This is a genomic window from Pantoea sp. NSTU24, from assembly GCF_050157905.1.
Taxonomy (GTDB): domain Bacteria; phylum Pseudomonadota; class Gammaproteobacteria; order Enterobacterales; family Enterobacteriaceae; genus Pantoea.
The window spans coordinates 262,688-276,645 of sequence record NZ_JBKIWZ010000001.1 but is presented as its reverse complement, the minus strand read 5'-3'; the positions used below and the strand labels follow the sequence as shown (position 1 = coordinate 276,645).

The window sequence follows — 13,958 nt, the reverse complement described above, 5'->3', positions numbered from 1 at the left end:
AGGATTCTCCTCGCCCGTTCGGTTATGGCTCGTCGATCTGCGTCACATGCAGCGTGGTGTTATTACCTTTTCCATGCACCTTGCCGCTCACGCGTACTTTATCTTCGGCGGTGTACGTTTTGCCCCCAAAGGTCTTTTTCGCAGCAATGATCGGCACTGTTCCGGTGTTGTCACGGAACTGATACCGTTCGCCCTGCTCTTTCTTCACGATATACCCTTCCAGCGTTACATAGCCACCCTGACGGAAATCGCGGATCTGATTGATGTGCGTCTGCCCGGTATCTTCTGAACCTTTATAGCCTGCATCCTCCTTGTGCTGCGGAGGTGGCGTCTCACCGGCTTTGAATCCACCCTCTTCGGCCATGACTCCTGCACTCATCATCACCAGCAATGACGCTAAAATCACTTTTTTCATTTCACACTCCTTTATTGAAAGGTGTCCATGCTGAACCTTCAGCATTAAGCCTGGCACAATAATGGGCGTCCGTTTTATTTCACCCTCTTCTTCTCACTTTTTTCCGTTTGCTGCCGATAACCTGTTCACACCCTATTTCACCAGCTGCGTTAATGCAGAGGCAACCATGGATAATTTTCAGAAAGAGATCGATGAAAGAGCGAATCTCGCATTATCAAACAAGTTTGAACTGCTGCTGTTTCGCTTAGGTTCCGATCAGCTGAAAGGCAAGTCGGAACTCTTTGGCATTAACGTCTTTAAACTGCGTGAAATCGTTCCAATGCCCGCCATCACCAAAGCGGCAGGGATGCGCTCGCCGCTGCTGGGTATGGCGAGCATCCGGGGTCAGTTTATCCCGGTCATCGACCTGCCTGCTGTGGCAGGTTGTGTCCCGGAAACCGGCCTTAACCTGCTGCTGGTGACCGAATATGCGCGTAACACGCAGGCGTTTGCGGTGGAGTCGGTTGAGAACATCGTGCGTCTCGACTGGAGCCAGGTTCACACTGCGGAAGCCGGTATCGGCGGTCGCAACATCACCAGCATCGCCTGTCTGGACAGTGATAAGCAGAGCAACGAGCTGGCAATGGTGCTGGATGTTGAGCAGATCCTGTATGACATTATTCCGTCCGTGCGTGGCGTAGAACCTGAAGCGGCCCGGCCACGCGCCTTCCCCTATCGCCCGGGTGCGGTGGCCATCGTGGCGGAAGACTCTAAAGTGGCGCGTCAGCTGCTGGAACAGGGCCTGAAAAGCATGGGCATTCCGGCCCTGATGTTTAATACCGGTCTGGAAGCCTGGGAAAAAATCAAACTGATGAATCAGGAAGCACAGGCCGCCGGCGAATCGATTCGCGATAAAATTGCGCTGGTGCTGACCGATCTGGAGATGCCGGAGATGGACGGCTTCACGCTGACCCGCAACATCAAGCGCGATCAAACGCTTAAAACGCTGCCCGTCGTCATTCACTCTTCTCTTTCTGGCAGCGCCAATGAAGACCACGTACGCAAAGTCGGTGCCGACGGCTATGTGGCGAAGTTTGAGTTAAATGAGCTGTCAGATGTCATTTTCAACGTTCTTGACGCAACACGCCAGGCCTGAGGCGGGCCTCTCTGAAAGCCCGTGACGCTTTTATCATTCGCCAGCGGAAGCGCTGGCCTGACCAGGAATCCACTATGCACATCGAAACGCTAACTGATACACCGTCCCGTCAGAACGTGCTGCGCGGTCGTCTGCGCCAGCTGGCCTGGATTACGGCGATTGCCCTGAGTCTGGTTTTCTGGGTAGGCCTCTATTTCTTAATTTTCTGAACCCATTCAGGTTTGTCAGGATCGGGCTGTCAGCACTAATGCTGACAGCCCTTTTTTTTGCCCCTCTGATTTGCCTTTAGGCTGTCAGATAACCTTTTCTGATGTTCTATTTCGCTATTTTATTTACGCACCGTTATTACTTAAAAATTATTAAAGGTACAACTGCACGCTCCGATAACTGTATGCGCGAGATCACCTTTTTGCCTGCGGCGGTGACGACTGACATCACCAGGGCACTGCGCACAACAGCATGCGTGCTGATTGTCGCTAACAAATTGATTAATAATAAAGCGGGGATGAGAATATGTTCAGCATCAGGAATATGAAGGTAGGAATGCGGCTCGCTGCAGCCTTCGGTATTATTGTGACGTTACTGATAGTGATTGGCGTGACATCGATCACCAGGATTAACAACATTAATACGGCAATCGCATCGATCGTTGACGATCGTTATGTAAAAGTGCGACTGGCATTTGATGTGCGCGATGGCGTCAACGATCAGATCAAATACCTGCGCGGCATCGTGATCGACACCACACGTCCGGAAATGAACGTAAAGCGTTATGGTCAGCTGGATGAAGCTACGCAGCGTACCAATGCGGCGATGAAAAAGATCGAAGATATTCAGGTCACGCCAATCGGCAAGAAAAAGATCGCTAACCTGCTGGCATCATCTCTGGCTTTTGAGAAAGTAAAAGCAGAGCTGATTACGCTGGTTAAGGCAGGCGATTTTGATGCGGCCAGCGTCTATGTGCTGAAATCAATGACTGCCACTCAGAATAAGTTTCTTCAGGATGCGGTAAATTTCGCTAACTCCCAGGATTCGCAGCTGCGTAGTGAAGGTCAGGGTATTGTGGAAAATGGCCAGTCAGCCATTTTTATCACGCTGCTCTTCTCCGGTCTGGCAATTCTGGCCTCTGTTCTGCTCGGCTATCTGCTGACCCGCTCGATTGTCCGTCCGCTGGTAACTGCTGTTGATGTCGCGGAGCGCGTTGCGGCAGGCGATCTCAGTTCGCAGATCAAAATTACCTCACGCGATGAAACCGGCGTGCTGATGCAGGCGCTACAGCGGATGAACGACAATCTGCTATCAATTGTGACCGAAGTGCGCACCGGCTCCGATACTATCGCCGTCGCATCGAATCAGATTTCCAGCGGTAACCTTGATCTCTCGACACGCACCGAACAGCAGGCCAGTTCGCTGGAAGAAACTGCCTCAGCAATGGAGCAGATGACCTCCACGGTGAAACATAACGCCGATAACGCACGTGAAGCCAACCAGCTGGTTTCCACCACGTCGACTGTCGCACGAGAAGGCGGGGTCGTCATGGAGCAGGTGATTGAAAAAATGGAAGCGATTGCCCTCTCCTCACGGAAAATTGTCGATATCATCAGCGTTATCGACTCTATCGCTTTCCAGACAAACATTCTCTCCCTGAACGCGGCAGTCGAAGCCGCACGCGCAGGCGAACAGGGTCGCGGCTTTGCGGTGGTCGCCAGTGAAGTGCGTAATCTGGCCCAGCGTTCGGCCTCTGCGGCAAAAGAGATCAAAGTGCTGATTGAAGATTCTGTCGCGAAGGTTGATGAAGGCAGCAAACTGGTGACCCATGCAGGTTCGACCATCGGCGACGTGGTGAACAGCGTGCAGAGCGTGGCAAATATCATGAGCGAGATCACTATCGCCAGCAGCGAACAGAGCAGCGGCATCAATGAAATTAACCAGGCGATTACGCAGATGGAAGCGGTGACACAACAGAACGCCGCGCTGGTTCAGGAAGCCTCCGCGGCTTCGCAGGCGTTACAGGACCAGGCTGAGCGCATGGCACAGGCTATGAGTGTGTTCAATACCGGCAAGCTCTCACTGCAATCCGCACAGCTTTAAGGGCATAACGGCCTGCTGCGGCAGGCCGGTTTCCTGATGATGCTGACATAGCGGCGTGACAGTAGCGGAGACAGGCGGCTTTAACGCGAAAGCGAAACCAGCCAGCAGGCGTGCCGTTGAGGTTTGAGGTTTGAGGTTTGAGGTTTGAGGTTTGAGGTTTGAGGTTTGAGGTTTGAGAATAATAACGGCAGAGACAAAAAAGGCTGCCAGAGGCAGCCTTTCATTACTGTAAATGCAACAACGCTATAAAACTCACAAGCCGTTATCAGAGTGCGCGAATCGCGCCCTGAGTTGCAATCCTCGTTGCGTTCACCTGAACAACAACAGATTTGCAGAAAATGCATTTCGCTCCATGCGGGTTGGCTCTTGTCACATCAAAATGTGATGTACGAAACTGTGAGCCATTACAGTGAGGACACTTAAAAGTAATTTTCAGTCCTTAGAGACCAACAACGTTCGCAGCAGCTGGGCCTTTGGCGCCATTTTCTACTGTGAATTCAACTTGCTGACCTTCGTCTAATGAACGGAAATCGGTGCCCTGGATTGCAGAGAAGTGTACGAATACATCTTTGCTGCCGTCCTGAGGAGAGATGAAACCGAAGCCTTTCTCTGCGTTAAACCATTTAACGGTACCGCGAATTTTGTTAGACATGCTTAAATCCTTAATTATCGAGCCTTCCGGCGTAATGGCCTGAGAACAGAGTTTAATCAGAACGTAAGAGAAGACTCAAAAAGAAGGGATGTCTCGCGACAAACTTAGAGATGAGAACTGCTTTGGTTACTTAGCTTTGATAGTGTCTGTTAATCAAACCGACGATTCATTAAGCCACACTTCGCCTGGCGACGCAACCCGCATTTAAAATTAAACCCAGTCCTGTCTGAACGCGTTGCTGGCACTGATTCTGCTCCTGCTCTATCGGCTGTGCGGCGGCACAGGCAAAACGTTTACCGAGAGGCTGCGTCATTCAGCTCCCGAACAGGATGATTCGCTCTCCGGCCTTATTGAAAAGAACAGGGTTGAGTCCGGTCAGCATCGACCAATCGTCTCGCTGATCCTGATGGGAACGGGTCTTCTGGTTCTTCTCTATTCTGGCAGGTAAATCAGGGTGACAGATGACGCCGGATAGCCTCTGCCCGACTATGCTCTTCAGCCTCAGGATTTCAGCCGCTATGCCGACATCTCCCTGCGTCGCCCAATCCGGGAATACGCGCCCGGCAGTCAGTTGCTGATACGCCAGACCTGACGGTTTCCGGATAAAATCCCCCGCATAATGTAGCATTACCGCACTCACGGACACCGGTTTCTTGCCAGGATGGCCTCCCTGAATCTTTTTTCATGATATCCCCTTACTCATCGCGCTGTGTCTGCTGCACCGGGCAGAACAGGATGAGCGTTGAGGTCGCCTGTCAGCTCAGACACGCCCGGTCAGATCAAAAAAAGGGCGAGGCCGGGGCCTCGCCCAAAAGATGCCGATCATCAATCGTAGTAAGGGACCTTGCGGTCAACGCCGTTGATATTGATCAGCACAAAACCGGTCGGCGCGGTTTTATTGGTCGGTGTACCCGCTGCGGTGGCCAGCGTGACAACCCCTTTTTCATTCGCACCGACACCTGCCAGCCCGTTGTGCATGCCGAAGCGTGCAGCCGGTTTCAGGTTACTGAGTTTAGTGACGTCCGTGACCACCGACATGTCAGCCTGGAACAGCGAGCAGGAACCGGTATCGAAGCGCGTCGGACCGGTGGTTTTCAGGTTGAACATGGTTTCGCCGCTGTTGGCTTTCAGCTTGACCCACACAACGGCATAGGTGGTGCCTACCCGGCCATAGCGGATATCCAGCACGGAAGGCTGCCCCATGTGGTAAGCATCGGCCCAGACTGTCTCCAGTCGCTGCAGGTTGATCAGGGTTTTACCGGTGCCGGGCACATTGACCGGTGAACCGGCGGTCCCTGACGGCGTGGTGGCATCCGCTTTCCCGATCAGCTCCATCACCCACTGCTGATTAGGCGCCGGGAAATAGAGCTGCCCCAGCCGATACCAGTTATCAGTATCGGTGTTGTTGACCACCTTGTAGCCGCTGTAATAGCCGGCGCGCAGCGAACCGGTCAGGAAACTGCCGTAGTTCTCATCCCGACGATAGCCATATTCAAAGGTGGATAACCATTTGTTTCCGGCCACGTCATTGGTGATTTTTGCGCCCGCCTGCAGGTTAATCTGGCGCATCACTACACGGGCATTGTTGAGATTGAGCGGCGTGCCGCAATCTTCAATGTTGAGCGTATCGATGGTCCAGCCGCCGTCCGACAGATCGCCCGGGTTGGTGGTGTGCTCAATCCAGACGTTGCGGATGATCCCCTGAGTTACGCGCGGCATATAGAGCGTGGCGTCGCCATAGCCCGACTGGAAGTTAGCATTGCATAACTCAATGGCCGTTGAGTGGTCCCAGTTTCCCTTTGGTGTGCCTGACCAGCCAACATCAAATACCCGGGAAAAGGTGCTTGAGCTATAAATCTGATCAAACTTACTGTCGAGCGTATCCTGCAGCTTAAAGACGGTTCCGCCGGTGCTTTGCGCCTTAAAGCAGAAGATATTGACGATCTGGCCGCCAACGATCGTGTTTTCAAAGAACGGCTGAATGTTACTGCACTGCTCTGGTGTGACGGTGACTTTGGCAGTGGTGTCGACGGTACCGGCGTTAGCTTGTCCGTGCCAGCAGATGCCTTTGATGACGATCCGGCGCGCATTCACCTTAAATACCGTATTCGCGCTTTTATCAGAGATAATGGTGGTACGCGGCGACGATCCGAGATTGCTATCGTCTCCCTGAATACCAAAAAACGCCGTCTCCGTATCGCTGAGATCGATGGGTGAAATCAGGAAGCGGCCACCAGGAAAACGCACCGGCAGCGATTTCACATAGGTGTTGTAGGTCTGTGTCCATGCCAGCATCCGCTTAAAGGCATCGGTATCATCGGTAACGCCATCCCCTTTCGCACCAAAGTGCAGGATATTCACTTCAGTGGGATCGTTGATGGTACGCTTCCAGTAAAAACCGTTACCTATTGCCACCGTACCGCCATCATCTTTCAGCGGGGTGGTGCTGAGGAATCCGACAAAGTCAGCGCCACCGCGGAAGCTGGAATCTTTGTCGTAATAGCGTTTCAGGCTTGCGACTTCACCTGATTTTGACGGGACAGTGGTACGCAGTTCAGCAAACGAGTTAACTTCGATCATAGAATCCTCCTCAGGATCATTGAGAGATTGCGCCGGTTATCAGCGCACTACTTCGCCGCGGCCGGATGGCCGCAAAGGGTGTCCCACATGTCGTTGTGGGTGTTGATGGCGCGCACCGTCCGGATGTCCATCTTTTGCGCGTCATCGCCGTAGGTATAAAGAGGGGAAAAAAGCACACAGGCAGAGTCGGTGATCGCCACCGGCTCAGGGTTTGTGGAATTTCGACTGCTGCAGCTTGTCGCGAGCAGCAGCGTCATCAAGGCTGTTATTGTCGGTCGCCACACGGTTAGCCTCCTCGCGATGCTGTTGTTGCTGTTGTGCCACCGCAGTGATGCGGGACGCCTCCTGACGCGCGTTATCGACGTCAGATCGTGCTTTTTGCTGCACTTTGCCGACTTTTTTGCCGCCAAAGTAGGTGGCACCCAGCGCCGCGATAACAGCCGCCAGCGCCGCCAGCCAGTGCCAGCCGCCGCCCAGCAGAGAGGTAATCAGCGTCATGGTTTTGCGCCTCCGGATTGATCTTTCGCGTTGAGCAGATTTTTCTGGCGGACAAACTGGGCAATGACCCCCATTGCCACCATGAATGCACCTACCAGCCCCAGGTAGTTGTGCGGCAGAATCGCTTTCACGTCCTCCGGCAGAACGCTCCAGGCATCGACGGCCGCAGCAGGAAAGGACTGTGCCCAGGCGCTGAGCACGGAGCCGAGCGACGCCAGCCAGACAGACCAGGTTTTAAACAGGAGACGGGCATGAGAGACAAACTGCAGAGTGGTGAAACGCTGCAGGAGCAGCAGAATGATGATCGCCGTCAGCACGGCGACGAGGAACATGAGCCATCTCATAGCAACCCCCTGTAAACCGCATAGGTTCCGCTACGCATCATCTCCGCATGACGTCTGGCGCGCCCCGGCGTCTGACGCGCCCAGAGACTGTTCATCATCGCGTCGGCCGCCTCATTGAACTGCTCTGAGACGATGGCGCTGAGCATGTTTTTGAACTGCAGCACCCCTTCGACGCCAAGCTGGTAGGCCATACTGAGCAGCACGTCAGTCCGGGCGTCATTGCACTTCGCCAGCGCATTACGTAGCGGTTCCCTGCCCTGCAATTCCTGAATTTTGTTTTCAAGAATGCACTGCTTCCAGGCGTCACCGACCCGCCGGGGAACGCGAAAAACGTAGTTACTCAGCGACGCGCCTTTCGGTCCGATGCGGATACCACCCGCCACGGTGGGATAGCCCAGCGTGTCGAGATAAGGCGTCTCCACATACCCCTCTTCAAAATTCAGTACTGCGATAATCTGGCTCATAGCACCTCCTCAATAACGAATAAATTGCATACCGCCATGTGAAAAAAATACATAAAGCCTGCTGATCATTACCTTGCGTGACGCAGCAGAATGCCCTGCTGACCATCCAGCAAAACTGAACAGTATTTCAACAGATTGCATCCAGTGAGTGCTGGAGAACGCAGAGCATTGACCGGAACGGAAATCGCCTTTTTCTTTGTCTGTCAGCCCACGGCGTAGAGATGCACGTGCGGCAGACAGCAGTTGTCGAAACTGGGGGTTTCCTGGCTGGTAACACGGGGAGCGGTGATTGCGCGATCAACGCGCGGGGTGACCTGACGCTGACAGATTTGCTCTGCACGTCGCAGGGATAGTGTTTCAGTTGGGAAGTTCAGTGCCTGGTCGATGCTCTGTTTCAGGCTGCTGAGAGGTTGGCGCCGCCGATGGCGACGAGTACGTGCGTTGCCCACAAAAACGCTTTTGCCATAGTGAATTATCGCCATAACTCCTCCTGTGAATGAGTCTTTGGCGATGGGGTGGCAGGCGCGAGCTTTCGGTGATCCGAACGGGCCCGGATGTCGTTTATCGCGGTCGCACGCCTGCCGCCCGGCTGCGTAAGCAGCCAGGTGGAAAGTAAGCGAAGGGAAATAACGGCATCTGACGACGCTGCATTTTGCGCATCCACCCCATCCCAAAGTTCACTGACTTTTGGGTGGTATGATTCGCGCTTGTGCAGCGCCTCAATTGTTTAAGAGCGGCTCATCCCTGAAAGAACTGCTTCGTTCGTCCATGCTCAAATTATTAACAGGTTCTTATGCATTATCAAACACTGTTGGTTAATTTTTTATTTACCGCTGGTTAAATTTATGAATTTAAGCCGATTATTTTTTTGCAGCCCTCCTGAAGAAAGCAGCAAAAGGTGGCTTAGCCGAGGATTTGATAGTGACGTGCCTGGCTCATAATGACTTTGGCCAGCACCTTCAGGCTGGTCACGTCCTCATGATTAAGATACCAGGTTTCATAACGTTTATTATCTGAAATTACAGCAATTTTCTTATGCTGAAGCTGTAAGCGTTTGAGGTAGAGCTGCTCGTCGAGCGTAAAAATATAGATGCCATCGCCGTCAAACATCCGCACGCTGATGTCCACAAACAGCTGATCGCGGGGCGCAAAGGTGTCCGCCATGGAGTCGCTGTTGATTGCGATAAGCCGGATGTTCTCCGCCGGTCGGCCGTTGAACAGCACGCGCGCCTCATCCAGACCATACTCAATGGCCTGGATCGTCTCTACAAACTCATCGCGCGCAGGCAGGCCTGCCGCGCTGCGCTGTCCGATGTCGAGACTGTCGACCCGAAACACACTTTTATGGGCAGTGAACGAATTCAGCGTGACCGGCTCTGCGGGCTGATCCATCCCGTACTGCAGCCACTCGACCCTGACACCCAGCAGCTGGCTGAGCGCCAGCAGATTGCCGCCATCGGGGACGGACTGCGCATTAAACCACTTCCACACTCCTGGCGTTGATATCTTACAGCCTTGCTGCTGCAGGGCCCTGGCAACCTGTTTGTTCCGTCCATGTCCGACAATGCCGGCACTCTCACAGGCCGCTATCAGCCTGGCAGTGAAAGCCTGTCTTGTACTTTCTTTTTTAACCATTAGTTAATAATCAGCCATAGAAGAGATACTGGATGTTATTTTCATTATTGCTACCAGTTCATTTTATATTACCGCTCATTTACTACCTAACCGCTTTATCAAGCATTTCTGATTATCATTATCCGCTTCCGCTTGTCACTGAACAAAAAATATCGCCTCAGGCCGCTTACAGCCTGGGCTTTCAGGAATGTTCCGTAAGAAATTGCGTGAAATTCAGCCAGCATAGCGGATAGCGACAACGACGCCAGAGCAAAAAGAGATCTGATCCACAAAAAACTCCATTTTAAACTGGACCGGAAAAAATGCGCTAAAAAAACGGGAGCCTGTAAAAGACTCCCGTTTTGTTAAAAATTAGTGTGGTCAGGACCGGAGGGTGTCGTCCCCCCAGGCTATCCATTTGTAGGTGGTCAGCGCCTCCAGCCCCATCGGTCCGCGGGCATGCAGCTTCTGTGTGCTGACGGCGACTTCTGCGCCCAGCCCGAACTGACCGCCATCGGTAAAGCGGGTGCTGGCGTTCACATAGACTGCAGACGAATCGACCTGACGGACAAAGCGCGCGGCATTGCGGGTGTTACGGGTCAGAATGGCATCGGAGTGCTGCGTACCGTGTGTGCGAATATGATCGATCGCGTCGTCCATATTCGCCACCAGCCTGACGTTGAGATCCAGTGACAGCCACTCATCGTTGTACTGCTCAGGCTTCACCAGCGTGACGGCGGCTGGCCCCTGCTGCAGCTGCGCCAGCACATTGCTGTCGGCGTGCAACGCGATCCCTTCCTGCGCCATACGCGCACTGAAGGCGGGCAGAAAGCGATCGGCCATTGCCTGATCCACCAGCAACGTCTCCAGTGAGTTACAGGCGCTGGGGCGCTGTTTTTTCGCGTTAACGATCAGATCAAGTGCCGGTTCGACCGGCATCGTCTCATCGATATAGATATGGCAGACACCGATGCCGCCGGTGATCACCGGAATGGTCGACTTTTCCCGGCACAGCTTATGCAGACCCGCTCCGCCGCGCGGGATTAGCATGTCAACATAGCGATCCAGCTTCAGCAACTGATTCACCAGCTCACGATCAGGGTTCTCGATCGCCTGGATAATGGCAGCCGGCAAACCGTGCTGCTGCAGCGCGTTCTGGATGACCCGCACCGTGGCCGCATTGGTGCGCCATGTCTCTTTACCACCGCGCAGAATAGCGGCATTACCGGTTTTAAGGCACAGGCTGGCGACATCAATCGTAACGTTAGGACGTGCCTCGTAAATCACCGCAACCACTCCCAGCGGCACACGACGACGTTCAATCCGCAGTCCGCTGTCGAGCAGCCCACCATCAATCAGCTGTCCGACGGGATCGGCCAGCTGGCAGACCTGACGAACATCGCTGGCGATGCTACTGAGACGCTGCGGGTTGAGCGTCAGCCGGTCCAGCAGCGCCGCGCTCATGCCATTCTGACGCGCATCGGCCAAATCCAGTTCATTCGCCGCCAGAATATCTGCGCTCTCCGCTTCCAGGCGGTCGGCAATACTCATCAGCACCTGATTCTTCTCAGTGGTTGACAGATCGGCCACAGTATAAGCTGCGGCACGTGCCGCTTTTCCCATCTCTTCAAGCATTGTCTGCTCCTTAACTGACGATCATGTCGTCGCGGTGAACCGCCACCGGGCCATATTCATAGCCCAGAATTTCACTGATCTGCTGGCTGTGATGACCGGCAATCATCCGCATGGCATCACTGTTGTAGCGTGAAACGCCATGGGCAATATCACGCCCCTGCAGGCTGCGGATACGGATCACCTCCCCGCGCGAGAAGTTCCCCTGAATCGCCCGGATGCCTTTTGGCAGCAGTGAGCTGCCGCGTTCAATAATGGCTGCCAGTGCCCCATCATCGACGGTAAGTTCACCCGCTGGTGGCGCGCCAAAAATCCAGCGTTTGCGATTCTCCAGCGGCGACTGCTGCGCATGAAAACGCGTACCGACCGGTCTGCCGTCGATCACATCGCTGATTACACCGCTGCGACTGCCGGAGGCGATGATGACGTCGATACCTGCGCGGCAGGCCACATCAGCCGCCTGAAGCTTGGTGGACATGCCGCCGGTGCCCAGCCCGGACACGCTGTCACCCGCCAGAGCGCGCAACGCATCATCGATAATATGGACATCGCTGATTAACTCAGCATCGGGATTGTTTCGCGGATCGGCGGTAAACAGCCCCTGCTGATCGGTCAGCAGCAGCAGCTTGTCAGCCCCGCCGAGCATCGCGGCCAGCGCAGAAAGGTTGTCGTTATCGCCAACTTTGATCTCTGCAGTAGCGACGGCATCGTTCTCATTAATGACCGGTACAATGTGGTTATCCAGCAGCGCACGCAGTGTATCGCGAGCGTTCAGGAAGCGTTCGCGATCTTCCATGTCGGCCCGGGTCAGCAGCATCTGACCAATATGAATGCCGTAGATGGAAAAGAGCTGTTCCCACAGCTGAATCAGACGGCTCTGCCCCACCGCAGCCAGCAGCTGCTTTGAGGCGATGGTCGGTGGCAGTTCGGGGTAACCCAGATGCTCGCGTCCGGCGGCCATCGCGCCAGACGTCACGATCACAATGCGGTGGCCTGCGGCGTGCTGCTGCGCACACTGACGAACCAGTTCCACCATGTGCGCCCGATTCAACCGGCGGGAGCCGCCGGTAAGAACGCTGGTACCCAACTTGACCACTAAGGTCTGACTGCCACTCATATTTCCTGCCGTAGTGAAAAATTTTTACGAAAAGACGTTTTAACAGGAGTCGATACGGAAGCCAACAGCCAGCGGGGAAAAGCACGAAATTACGCGGACAAGGCAGTAGACCAAAAGTTCGGCATTAACAAGAAATCCGGAAAAGTGTCATAAAAAGTTCATCAGCGACGGGTAAAAAGTCGGTGCTTTACAAAAACTTTCATTTTTTTACGGCGTTCACATTGGGATTGATAGCAAATGAAGAAAAGCACACTGGCCCTGATCCTCTCCACACTGACGCTGGCTTCTGCCGCGCAGGCTGCCGAAATCTATAACAAAGACGGCAACAAGCTGGACTTATACGGCAAAGTGAAGGCGGAGCATTACATCAGCGATAATGCCAGCGCAAACGGGGACAAGTCCTATACCCGCATCGGCTTCAAGGGCCAGACACAGATTAACGACCTGATGTCCGGGTATGGTCAGTGGGAATATCAGTACAACGTCAATAACTCCGAAGGCAGCGATGCGAACAACGGCAACAAAACCCGTCTTGGTTTTGCCGGTCTGAAATTCGCTCAGTATGGTTCGGTAGATTATGGCCGCAACTACGGTGTGCTGTATGACGTGGAAGCCTGGACCGACGTCTTCCCTGAGTTTGGTGGCGACGGAACGGCCCGTTCCGATAACTTTATGACGCAGCGCGCGACTGGTGTGGCGACCTACCGCAACAACAACTTCTTTGGTCTGGTCGATGGCCTGAAATTTGCGTTGCAGTATCAGGGCAAAAACGACGCCTCCAGCGCTAACAGCCGTACCGACATCAACCGCCAGAACGGCGACGGCTACGGGGCCTCTCTGGGCTATGCGCTGGGCGATTCCGGCGTGAGCCTGATGAGTGCCATCACCTCCTCTGACCGCACTACCCAGCAGCAGGCGCGCGCCTATGGCCGTGGTGACCGTGCGGATTCATGGGGTGCTGGCGTGAAGTATGATGCCAACAGCGTTTACCTGGCCGCGATTTACACCGACACCCGCAACATGACGCCAATCAGTGGCACCAACCGCAACACCGGTGCGGCCGTTTCAGGCGCAGCTAACAAAGCGCAGAACATTGAGCTGGTCGCGCAGTATCAGTTTGATTTCGGCCTGCGCCCTTCAATCGGTTATGTGCAGACCAAAGGCAAAGATATCGAAAACGGTATCGGCGATGCGGATCTGGTGAAATATATCGACGTAGGCGCAACCTACTACTTCAATAAAAATATGTCCGCCTTCGTGGATTACAAAATCAACCAGCTGGATGATGACAACGCACTGTCGCTCAACAATGACGACGTGGTGGCGATGGGTGTGACTTACCAGTTCTGATTTCAGGCGTCTGCCTGCGGGCAGGCCCGACCGGACAGGCATAAAAAAGGGCGAGTTGTTTAACTC

At 54.0% G+C, this 13,958-nt stretch carries 17 protein-coding genes; 4 read left to right on the top strand and 13 right to left on the bottom strand.

Annotated elements, in window-relative coordinates; translation table 11 throughout:
- Window positions 1–22 precede the first annotated feature (22 nt).
- Window positions 23–415 carry a YgiW/YdeI family stress tolerance OB fold protein gene (locus ACLHDD_RS01255; RefSeq protein WP_427102613.1) on the bottom strand — a complete coding sequence of 131 codons (393 nt, stop codon included), beginning with the start codon at window positions 413–415 and terminating at the stop codon, window positions 23–25.
- Window positions 416–581: 166 nt separating this feature from the next.
- Between ACLHDD_RS01255 and ACLHDD_RS01250 the strand changes: the two genes are divergently transcribed.
- From ACLHDD_RS01250 to ACLHDD_RS01240, 3 genes are all read left to right on the top strand, one after another.
- Window positions 582–1,550, top strand: coding sequence for a chemotaxis protein (locus ACLHDD_RS01250; protein WP_427102612.1), 969 nt, complete (start codon window positions 582–584; stop codon window positions 1,548–1,550).
- 74 nt (window positions 1,551–1,624) lie between these two features.
- Window positions 1,625–1,759, top strand: a complete 135-nt coding sequence (locus ACLHDD_RS01245) for a hypothetical protein (protein ID WP_427102611.1) — start codon at window positions 1,625–1,627, stop codon at window positions 1,757–1,759.
- Between the two features lie 304 nt (window positions 1,760–2,063).
- Entirely contained in the window at window positions 2,064–3,641 is a 1,578-nt protein-coding gene (locus ACLHDD_RS01240; RefSeq protein ID WP_427102610.1) for a methyl-accepting chemotaxis protein, read from the top strand.
- 265 nt (window positions 3,642–3,906) lie between these two features.
- Here the strand turns inward: ACLHDD_RS01240 and ACLHDD_RS01235 are convergent, their stop codons facing one another.
- From ACLHDD_RS01235 to proB, 12 genes are all read right to left on the bottom strand, one after another.
- The gene (locus tag ACLHDD_RS01235) at window positions 3,907–4,077 is read right to left on the bottom strand and encodes a cold-shock protein (RefSeq protein ID WP_427105149.1); all 171 of its coding nucleotides are present in this window, start codon (window positions 4,075–4,077) and stop codon (window positions 3,907–3,909) included.
- A 3-nt stretch (window positions 4,078–4,080) separates the two neighbouring features.
- Complete coding sequence (cspE, locus tag ACLHDD_RS01230; RefSeq protein ID WP_009091867.1) at window positions 4,081–4,293, bottom strand: transcription antiterminator/RNA stability regulator CspE; 213 nt, start codon at window positions 4,291–4,293, stop codon at window positions 4,081–4,083.
- Window positions 4,294–4,606: 313 nt separating this feature from the next.
- On the bottom strand, window positions 4,607–4,921 hold the full coding sequence (locus ACLHDD_RS01225; RefSeq protein WP_427102609.1) for a hypothetical protein: 315 nt from the start codon (window positions 4,919–4,921) through the stop codon (window positions 4,607–4,609).
- 197 nt (window positions 4,922–5,118) lie between these two features.
- The gene (locus ACLHDD_RS01220) at window positions 5,119–6,873 is read right to left on the bottom strand and encodes a glycosyl hydrolase family 28-related protein (RefSeq protein WP_427102608.1); all 1,755 of its coding nucleotides are present in this window, start codon (window positions 6,871–6,873) and stop codon (window positions 5,119–5,121) included.
- A gap of 47 nt (window positions 6,874–6,920) precedes the next feature.
- Entirely contained in the window at window positions 6,921–7,073 is a 153-nt protein-coding gene (locus tag ACLHDD_RS01215; RefSeq protein WP_158527498.1) for a hypothetical protein, read from the bottom strand.
- Window positions 7,074–7,077: 4 nt separating this feature from the next.
- Window positions 7,078–7,371, bottom strand: a complete 294-nt coding sequence (locus ACLHDD_RS01210; RefSeq protein ID WP_427102607.1) for a hypothetical protein — start codon at window positions 7,369–7,371, stop codon at window positions 7,078–7,080.
- Window positions 7,368–7,715 carry a hypothetical protein gene (locus ACLHDD_RS01205; protein WP_427102606.1) on the bottom strand — a complete coding sequence of 116 codons (348 nt, stop codon included), beginning with the start codon at window positions 7,713–7,715 and terminating at the stop codon, window positions 7,368–7,370. Before ACLHDD_RS01205 ends, ACLHDD_RS01210 begins: the two co-directional genes overlap by 4 nt.
- A complete protein-coding gene (locus ACLHDD_RS01200) occupies window positions 7,712–8,179 on the bottom strand; it encodes a glycoside hydrolase family protein (protein ID WP_427102605.1) in 468 nt (155 codons plus the stop codon). The genes ACLHDD_RS01205 and ACLHDD_RS01200 overlap by 4 nt, the downstream gene beginning before the upstream one ends.
- A gap of 203 nt (window positions 8,180–8,382) precedes the next feature.
- Window positions 8,383–8,661, bottom strand: a complete 279-nt coding sequence (locus ACLHDD_RS01195) for a hypothetical protein (RefSeq protein ID WP_427102604.1) — start codon at window positions 8,659–8,661, stop codon at window positions 8,383–8,385.
- A gap of 421 nt (window positions 8,662–9,082) precedes the next feature.
- The gene (locus tag ACLHDD_RS01190; protein ID WP_427102603.1) at window positions 9,083–9,814 is read right to left on the bottom strand and encodes a S24 family peptidase; all 732 of its coding nucleotides are present in this window, start codon (window positions 9,812–9,814) and stop codon (window positions 9,083–9,085) included.
- A gap of 360 nt (window positions 9,815–10,174) precedes the next feature.
- On the bottom strand, window positions 10,175–11,428 hold the full coding sequence (gene proA, locus ACLHDD_RS01185; RefSeq protein WP_427102602.1) for a glutamate-5-semialdehyde dehydrogenase: 1,254 nt from the start codon (window positions 11,426–11,428) through the stop codon (window positions 10,175–10,177).
- 10 nt (window positions 11,429–11,438) lie between these two features.
- Complete coding sequence (proB, locus tag ACLHDD_RS01180; RefSeq protein ID WP_427102601.1) at window positions 11,439–12,542, bottom strand: glutamate 5-kinase; 1,104 nt, start codon at window positions 12,540–12,542, stop codon at window positions 11,439–11,441.
- 237 nt (window positions 12,543–12,779) lie between these two features.
- Here proB and ompC point away from each other — a divergent pair, with 237 nt between their 5' ends.
- Window positions 12,780–13,892, top strand: a complete 1,113-nt coding sequence (gene ompC, locus ACLHDD_RS01175) for a porin OmpC (RefSeq protein ID WP_427102600.1) — start codon at window positions 12,780–12,782, stop codon at window positions 13,890–13,892.
- Window positions 13,893–13,958: the final 66 nt, after the last annotated feature.

Bases quoted from the DNA above. Each gene is read 5' to 3' on its own strand.
- ACLHDD_RS01255 (WP_427102613.1), bottom strand. From the start codon at position 415: ATGAAAAAAGTGATTTTAGCGTCATTGCTGGTGATGATGAGTGCAGGA.
- ACLHDD_RS01250 (WP_427102612.1), top strand. From the start codon at position 582: ATGGATAATTTTCAGAAAGAGATCGATGAAAGAGCGAATCTCGCATTA.
- ACLHDD_RS01245 (WP_427102611.1), top strand. From the start codon at position 1,625: ATGCACATCGAAACGCTAACTGATACACCGTCCCGTCAGAACGTGCTG.
- ACLHDD_RS01240 (WP_427102610.1), top strand. From the start codon at position 2,064: ATGTTCAGCATCAGGAATATGAAGGTAGGAATGCGGCTCGCTGCAGCC.
- cspE (WP_009091867.1), bottom strand. From the start codon at position 4,293: ATGTCTAACAAAATTCGCGGTACCGTTAAATGGTTTAACGCAGAGAAA.
- ACLHDD_RS01225 (WP_427102609.1), bottom strand. From the start codon at position 4,921: ATGCTACATTATGCGGGGGATTTTATCCGGAAACCGTCAGGTCTGGCG.
- ACLHDD_RS01220 (WP_427102608.1), bottom strand. From the start codon at position 6,873: ATGATCGAAGTTAACTCGTTTGCTGAACTGCGTACCACTGTCCCGTCA.
- ACLHDD_RS01210 (WP_427102607.1), bottom strand. From the start codon at position 7,371: ATGACGCTGATTACCTCTCTGCTGGGCGGCGGCTGGCACTGGCTGGCG.
- ACLHDD_RS01205 (WP_427102606.1), bottom strand. From the start codon at position 7,715: ATGAGATGGCTCATGTTCCTCGTCGCCGTGCTGACGGCGATCATCATT.
- ACLHDD_RS01200 (WP_427102605.1), bottom strand. From the start codon at position 8,179: ATGAGCCAGATTATCGCAGTACTGAATTTTGAAGAGGGGTATGTGGAG.
- ACLHDD_RS01195 (WP_427102604.1), bottom strand. From the start codon at position 8,661: ATGGCGATAATTCACTATGGCAAAAGCGTTTTTGTGGGCAACGCACGT.
- ACLHDD_RS01190 (WP_427102603.1), bottom strand. From the start codon at position 9,814: ATGGTTAAAAAAGAAAGTACAAGACAGGCTTTCACTGCCAGGCTGATA.
- proA (WP_427102602.1), bottom strand. From the start codon at position 11,428: ATGCTTGAAGAGATGGGAAAAGCGGCACGTGCCGCAGCTTATACTGTG.
- proB (WP_427102601.1), bottom strand. From the start codon at position 12,542: ATGAGTGGCAGTCAGACCTTAGTGGTCAAGTTGGGTACCAGCGTTCTT.
- ompC (WP_427102600.1), top strand. From the start codon at position 12,780: ATGAAGAAAAGCACACTGGCCCTGATCCTCTCCACACTGACGCTGGCT.